The organism is uncultured Faecalibacterium sp., assembly GCF_900066275.1.
GTDB lineage: Bacteria > Bacillota > Clostridia > Oscillospirales > Ruminococcaceae > Faecalibacterium > Faecalibacterium taiwanense.
In genome coordinates, this window is record NZ_FMFG01000061.1 from 1 (window position 1) to 5,953 (window position 5,953).

General features: G+C 50.0%; 7 protein-coding genes and 2 pseudogenes. 1 reads left to right on the forward strand and 8 read right to left on the reverse strand.

The window, feature by feature from the left end; all coding sequences use genetic code 11:
• Positions 1-340: 340 nt before the first annotated feature.
• From QZL71_RS12590 to QZL71_RS12615, 6 genes and pseudogenes are all read right to left on the reverse strand, one after another.
• Positions 341-862, reverse strand: coding sequence for a DUF1003 domain-containing protein (locus QZL71_RS12590; protein ID WP_015564846.1), 522 nt, complete (start codon positions 860-862; stop codon positions 341-343).
• A gap of 120 nt (positions 863-982) precedes the next feature.
• Positions 983-1,204, reverse strand: coding sequence for an MmcQ/YjbR family DNA-binding protein (locus QZL71_RS12595; RefSeq protein ID WP_226815879.1), 222 nt, complete (start codon positions 1,202-1,204; stop codon positions 983-985).
• 72 nt (positions 1,205-1,276) lie between these two features.
• Positions 1,277-2,168 (reverse strand): annotated as a pseudogene (locus tag QZL71_RS12600) (radical SAM protein).
• Between the two features lie 79 nt (positions 2,169-2,247).
• Entirely contained in the window at positions 2,248-2,718 is a 471-nt protein-coding gene (locus QZL71_RS12605; RefSeq protein ID WP_005924656.1) for a GNAT family N-acetyltransferase, read from the reverse strand.
• Entirely contained in the window at positions 2,718-4,193 is a 1,476-nt protein-coding gene (locus tag QZL71_RS12610) for an amino acid adenylation domain-containing protein (protein WP_294649052.1), read from the reverse strand. Before QZL71_RS12610 ends, QZL71_RS12605 begins: the two co-directional genes overlap by 1 nt.
• 20 nt (positions 4,194-4,213) lie before the next feature.
• Positions 4,214-4,888, reverse strand: coding sequence for an alpha/beta hydrolase (locus QZL71_RS12615; RefSeq protein ID WP_044954294.1), 675 nt, complete (start codon positions 4,886-4,888; stop codon positions 4,214-4,216).
• Positions 4,889-5,277: 389 nt separating this feature from the next.
• Here QZL71_RS12615 and QZL71_RS13310 point away from each other — a divergent pair.
• Positions 5,278-5,397: pseudogene (locus tag QZL71_RS13310) on the forward strand (DUF5131 family protein); the annotation flags it as partial.
• Between the two features lie 86 nt (positions 5,398-5,483).
• On the opposite strand, the gene QZL71_RS12625 reads toward QZL71_RS13310, so the two are convergent.
• Positions 5,484-5,687: a transposon-transfer assisting family protein gene (locus tag QZL71_RS12625; RefSeq protein WP_154244646.1), complete on the reverse strand. Its 204-nt coding sequence runs from the start codon at positions 5,685-5,687 to the stop codon at positions 5,484-5,486.
• The coding region (locus QZL71_RS12630) for a YodL domain-containing protein (RefSeq protein ID WP_294649053.1) at positions 5,677-5,953 on the reverse strand (277 nt) is incomplete at its 5' end. The genes QZL71_RS12625 and QZL71_RS12630, both read right to left, overlap by 11 nt.

Consider the following 5,953-nt stretch of genomic DNA (forward strand, 5'->3'; position numbering starts at 1 on the left):
TTTTCATGGAAAACAGTCGGCATAAGCATAAATCATTCCTCCAATCCCGGCGTTCGGGTCGGGGCAAAAAATCTGAAGCGTCCACTCGGAAGAGCTTTCCGGGGAGCCTTGCGGCTCTCCTTTTGCCCTTCCTCCTGAGCACGCCACTGTTATAGCATTGTTTTTTAGCACTGTCAATATAAGAGCGCTAATATTCACGAAAAAATAATACTTTTGCAACAATATCTTGTATCTGTCTTTCCCCCCATTACCACAATGAGACAAAAATCAACACCGGGAGATGAAATCGCACACCGTTTTCTTTCCGGCTTATCCCATTTTGGCGCAAAAAAGCTAGGATTCAGTTGTTTTCCTGCTGCTTTGTATGATTTTTGCCATCGTTTTGCAGCCGCTTTTCCAGTGCGGACTGCTTGGCAAGAATGGCGTTTACTTTATCGTACAGGTCCTCGATCATGATCTCGGTCTTCAAGTTGACTTTATAGTCATTTTCCGCTCTGCGGCGGTCTTTTTCCTCCTGACGGTTCTGGCTCATCATGATCAGCGGTGCCTGAATCGCCGCCACACAGGACAGTACCAAATTCAGCAGAATAAACGGATACGGGTCAAATGCCTTGGCAGCCAGCACCGTGTTGACCACCATCCAAAGGATCAGAACACCGGTAAAGGAAAAGATAAACGCCCAGCTTCCGGCAAATTTTGCAATGGAATCCGCTGCACGCTGCCCCAGCGTATACTTTTCTTTTTCGCTTTCAGGACTGACGGAGATCTTACTGTCTGCCAGCAGATTCAGCACTTCCTCATCGGTCATGTCGTGCCGGATGTCCTTGAGCACTTCTTTTAATAGTTTTCTGTTTTCCTTCATAACGGTCACTCCTCTCTCATGGATGTTCTTGGGTGGTAAACGGGAATTTATCAGTATCTCTTTTTGCATGTTTTGGGTATCGTTGCTTCATAACTCATATCAAGCAACATTTTGATTTTGTCATCTGATACGCTGCACATCCAGTGCAACAGTAATCCAGCTATCCTTGCTCATGTGATACGCCGGGAAGAAGCCGGGTTCCTCTCGTAGTGTGCCAATCAGAATTGGGTCACATTTGAAATCGACCACTTCCAGCATTTCTTCGCCTTGCAGCCCCAGCTTGTTCTTTGGTACATCCATAATCAGAGCAAACCACTTCCGATTATTACAATGCCGGAACACCTCATAATTCGGATATTTGAGCCACGGATAATCTGTCTCGGCGTTATATGTCTGATTCTAATTCTGCGCGTTTCATAACCTCACCTCTACAACTTCTAGCTTTCTGCATGTTACTATATAGTTTTGATTACCTGTTCTTCTGCATTTTGGCCGAGGGATAATCTCTTCGTTGAAAAAATAATTGACCACGATAGGCGGATCGTTGAACGGGCGTTTGATGGAATCATCATCCCGGACATACAGTAGCCCTTCCTCTTGGCAAAACTGCCGCATCTGCGCATCCAGCATTGACCAGTAGCTGCGTTCTTTTTTATTGTAAATGGTATCGTACAGCGGCAGCAGGTCTGGATGTTTTTCCGTTATATAGTCAAAAATCGTTTTCTTATAACCGCCCCGCAAGTTTAGGTTTTCCAGCCAGACCAAATTACATTGATTCTTCGCCCGGTGGATGATGGAGGGCAGGTCGGTGAGGCCGGGGAAAATCGGCGAGATAAAGCAGGTGGTGCGCACACCAGCATCATGGAATGCTTTCATAGCGGCCAGCCGCCGCTCAATGCTCACTGCATTGTCCATATCAGCGCGAAAATCTTCGTCCAGTGTGTTTGATCGACCAGGATACCCGCGCATTGGGGAATGTTTTAATGAGGTCAAGGTCACGCAGCACCAGGTCAGACTTGGTAGCAATACTGAGGCTACATTCGCTGCCCTGCATCTGCTCCAAAATGGCGCGGGTGCGGCAGGCGGTTTCCTCCAGCGGCTGATATGGGTCGATCACGTAACAGAGAAACAGTTCTTTCCCTGCATACCGCTCCGGGTGTTTGATTTCCGGCCAAAATTTAACGTCTATGAACTCTCCCCAGGGCTCCGGGTGATTGGTAAAACGCTTCATAAAAGATGCGTAGCAATATTTGCAGCCGTGGCCACAGCCCACATAAGGATTGACCGAATAATCACTCACAGGCAAATTGGATTTTGTGAGGACGCTTTTTACTTCAACGTTTCAGATGATTGGCTCCATTGTATGTATGCTCCTTTGATTTTGCTTATTTTTCACGGGACAGTTTCATCATATCCTTCATATCGGCAAAACCGATTGTTTGATACAGCGGCCTGCCTTTGTTTGAGGTTTCAAGATAAATTTTTGAAATATGCCGCTGACGAGCCTGCTCTACAAGCCACCTGACGATTCTGTTCCCTATGCCGTGTCCGCGAAACTGCGGCCGGGTATAAATGTTCATCAGGTAGGCACATTTCCCGTTTAGATTGTCCGGTGAGGGCATCTCATGATAGAGGCATATCCCGCCGCAGCCGACGATTTCCTCCCCTACGTAGGCAAAGCAGGCAATATGTCCGCCCTGCGGCAGTTCTGTTTGATAGTAGCGGCGATTTTCCGATTCCAGCTCTGTTACAGACCGCTCCGAGGGGATGGAGAATACCTCATGCAAGACTTCCATTCGCCATTGCATCAATACATTCAGGTCCTGGATCGTGGCCTGCCGGATCTGAATCTCCATTATAATGCCCCCGCTTTCATTACCACCGGCAGTTTCGACACATCCGGCTTACCGTTGACATTCAAAGGAATCTGCTTCATCTTCACAAAGAACTCTGGGATCATAAAGGAAGTCAAATTTTCAGACAGTTCTTTTTTTACTTCCGAGACTTTCAGCTTATTGTCGGAAGGCACCACATAGGCGGTCATATAGGACAGTCCATCCTCGTCTGTAAAAGCCCGGACAATAGCCTGCTGCACATCCTTGCACCGATAGAGCCGGGACTCCACCTCGGCAAGTTCCACCCGCTTGCCGTAAATCATGATCTGGTCGTCCTTGCGGTGCAGGAATGCAATGTTGCCATCCGGCAGGATATAGCCCAAATCGCCGCTGCGGTACATGGTGCTACCGTCCGGCTGCCGCTCAAAAGCTCTGTTTTCCTCGGCATGGTCGCCAATGTAGCCCAGAGTTACACCGCCGCCATAAATGCAAATCTCACCCGTCTGCCCTTTGGCAACCTCGTTGCCAGATTGATCCAGAATCCTGATCTGCGCACCCAGTACAGGATGACCGATGGGATAGGTACCGTCCTCCAACACAGTTCCACTATTGCAACGGTAATAGGAGGCGCAGACCGTTGTCTCGGAGGGGCCGTAGGTGTTGTAAACCTCTGCTTTGTCCAGCAGGTGATCCACATAAACGCCCCGCAACACATCGCCGCCGCTGATAAGCAGCCGCAGAGAGGACGGAATGACAGACAGGTGGTTCATTTCTGCCAGCAGATACGGAAAGCCGCTGATCATAGTCACATGGTGGCGTTCCACAAAAGCCATCAACGCATGGATGTCGGCCTTGTCCTCGTCAGAGGGGATGGCCAGAGCGGCGCCATTCAGCAGGCTGGTGAACACTTCCTCCACAAAGATGTCAAAGGAACAGACGGAATATTGCAGCATGACATCGCCGGGGCCGGGGTGGAACTCATTCGCAAAGGCGCGCACATAGTGGCAGACATTGCGGTTGGTAACACAGACGCCTTTGGGCCGCCCGGTCGTGCCGGAGGTATACAGCACATAGGCGGGGCGTTCCGGGTCCTCCACGGCGTTGCGCTTCCAGGAGGGCGTCTCCACGCCGCAGATCTCACAATCTGTATAGCGGATGGGGAAACTGTTCAGTTTGGGCGCAAAGGCGTGTTCCGTCAGCACAAAATCCACCTGTGCCTCGGTCATCATGTCATGGATGCGCCCGGTGGGAAAATCCGGCTCGGCTGGGACGTATCGGCCGCCGCATTTGAGTACCGCCAGAATCGAGGCAATCATCTCGGTTCGGTGACGCATGACGATGCCGATGCTGTGTACTTCCTGCGGAAAGCTGCACGTGATCATATCCACCATGTTGGACAGCTCTCCAAAAGTCATGGTGCGGTCGTTTTCAATGATAGCCGGGGCATTTTCATGTTCTTTAACTACCTTCTGAAAAAGCGAATAGATCGTATCCATCGTTTTATCTCCTTGTCGGTTTATCTATTTAATATCCAGTGAATGCCAGCCGCTGTGCGCTTGTTGCACGCCTGATAGTGGCTGCCACTGTTCAGTACGAAGGTGGTTTCGATGCCTTTCCCGTGGCACAGTGTTTCTATCTTCTGCGTATTCTGCTGCACAACGTTCAAAATCGGATTATCGGTGGAGCTCTCCTTGTCTCCGAGAGAAAAATACAGACAGTCAGGTTTGCGCTTCATCTCATGGGAGCACACATATTCCATGATGCCCTCAAACCAGAAGGAACCTGACATACTCGCTGCGCGGGCAAACACATCCGTTTGGTAGAGAGCGTAGAGGGCGAACAGCCCGGCCAGCGAGTAACCGGCGAGGCCCCGCCAGGCGGGCGCACCGGGAAGGAGCGCTTCCGCTTCCGGCATAATTTCATCCAGAAGCAGTTTCAGGTAATCATCCGCACCCCCGGTGCAGGGCGTATCGTGTTTAGAGATCGGCCCCATATACCACGGTGTCATGTCATGATCCCATTTCAGCTTACTGACCGCCACCAGACTGAAATCTGGGCAGCCGAGCGCCATCAGGTTTTTATACACACTGTTAACGGCATTGGAAAAGGTGTTGAGATAGATAACTGGGCTGCCCGGCTTTGCGCTTGGGTATATGTCCACTCTTTTTTGTTCTATGGTTAAAGAAGTCACCTTGTTGCCTCCTCTCTTGACGATTCATTGTATAAATATTGTACGGTATCCGAAAACGAAAGCAAGTACGCAGAAAGTTCGTACATAGTATCAAACTACTGACCAAGGCTATAAACAGGAGGAAGTAGCCGTTGGCGATGTTGTCTGTCTATATGTTACGGCCCCGGTTTCCGCTGTTCTATATCGGTGCGAAGCTACAGAAGTCAATATTCCTTACCATTATGATGATGGCAACGTACATATGAACCATGTGATGAGATTGAAAAAGCTGGATCAGTACAACCCGTCTTTTCTCCCGTTTGAGAAGCTGAAAGCCTATGGGATTGGTGCGGTACGTGGGCCACGAAGAATGCCTCACAGTCTGATTTGCGAACTGGAAAGGAATCGGTATGAGCAGTGATATTTGGAATCCCTGGCATGGCTGCCGCAAATACAGTGAGGGCTGTGACCACTGCTATATGTACTATCTGGACAATGAACGGGGCAAATCAGGCGGGGAAATTTATAAAGTCAAGACAAATTCCGATTTGTCGAGTTCAGTATATCACACCAAATGCAAAAAGAGAATATGTACGCCGCCCGCAGGCGGCAAAGATCAGTCCAGTGGAAATTCCAGTTCGGCAAACTCCGCATCGGTCAGCAGTTTCAGCTTTTCGATAACGCCCTCCGACAGTTCCCGCAGGGCAGTTTCATCGGGCATCAGGTAGCACTGCATGAGCCGCAACTCGTGGATAAGCCCCAGCCGGGTGCCGGTGTTGTAGAGCATCATCAGGGTCAATTCCTCGTGGTCAAAGTTCATGTTCATCCCTCGCTTTCCGGCAGACGGTAGGATTGCACTCCGGGGCATCGCACTTTTCCTTGAGATTCATCAGTACCGAATGGCGTTCCGGCTGCTTGTCCAGAAACCCCGGCAGTTCCTTGAAGCCGATGCTGTCCACATAATGCACAGATATCTCGCCATTGCGTTTGAGTGCAATCACATCGCTGACCGACAGGCTGTGCCCCTCAAAATCCTGCGGACGGGAGAGGTTGAACATCTGAAACAGTTCTTCCAGAACCTCGTTG

What these genes read in the sequence shown, in the direction of transcription:
- QZL71_RS12610 (WP_294649052.1), bottom strand. Translation starts at nt 4,193, where the DNA reads ATGGATACGATCTATTCGCTTTTTCAGAAGGTAGTTAAAGAACATGAA.
- QZL71_RS12590 (WP_015564846.1), bottom strand. Translation starts at nt 862, where the DNA reads ATGAAGGAAAACAGAAAACTATTAAAAGAAGTGCTCAAGGACATCCGG.
- QZL71_RS12625 (WP_154244646.1), bottom strand. Translation starts at nt 5,687, where the DNA reads ATGAACTTTGACCACGAGGAATTGACCCTGATGATGCTCTACAACACC.
- QZL71_RS12605 (WP_005924656.1), bottom strand. Translation starts at nt 2,718, where the DNA reads ATGGAGATTCAGATCCGGCAGGCCACGATCCAGGACCTGAATGTATTG.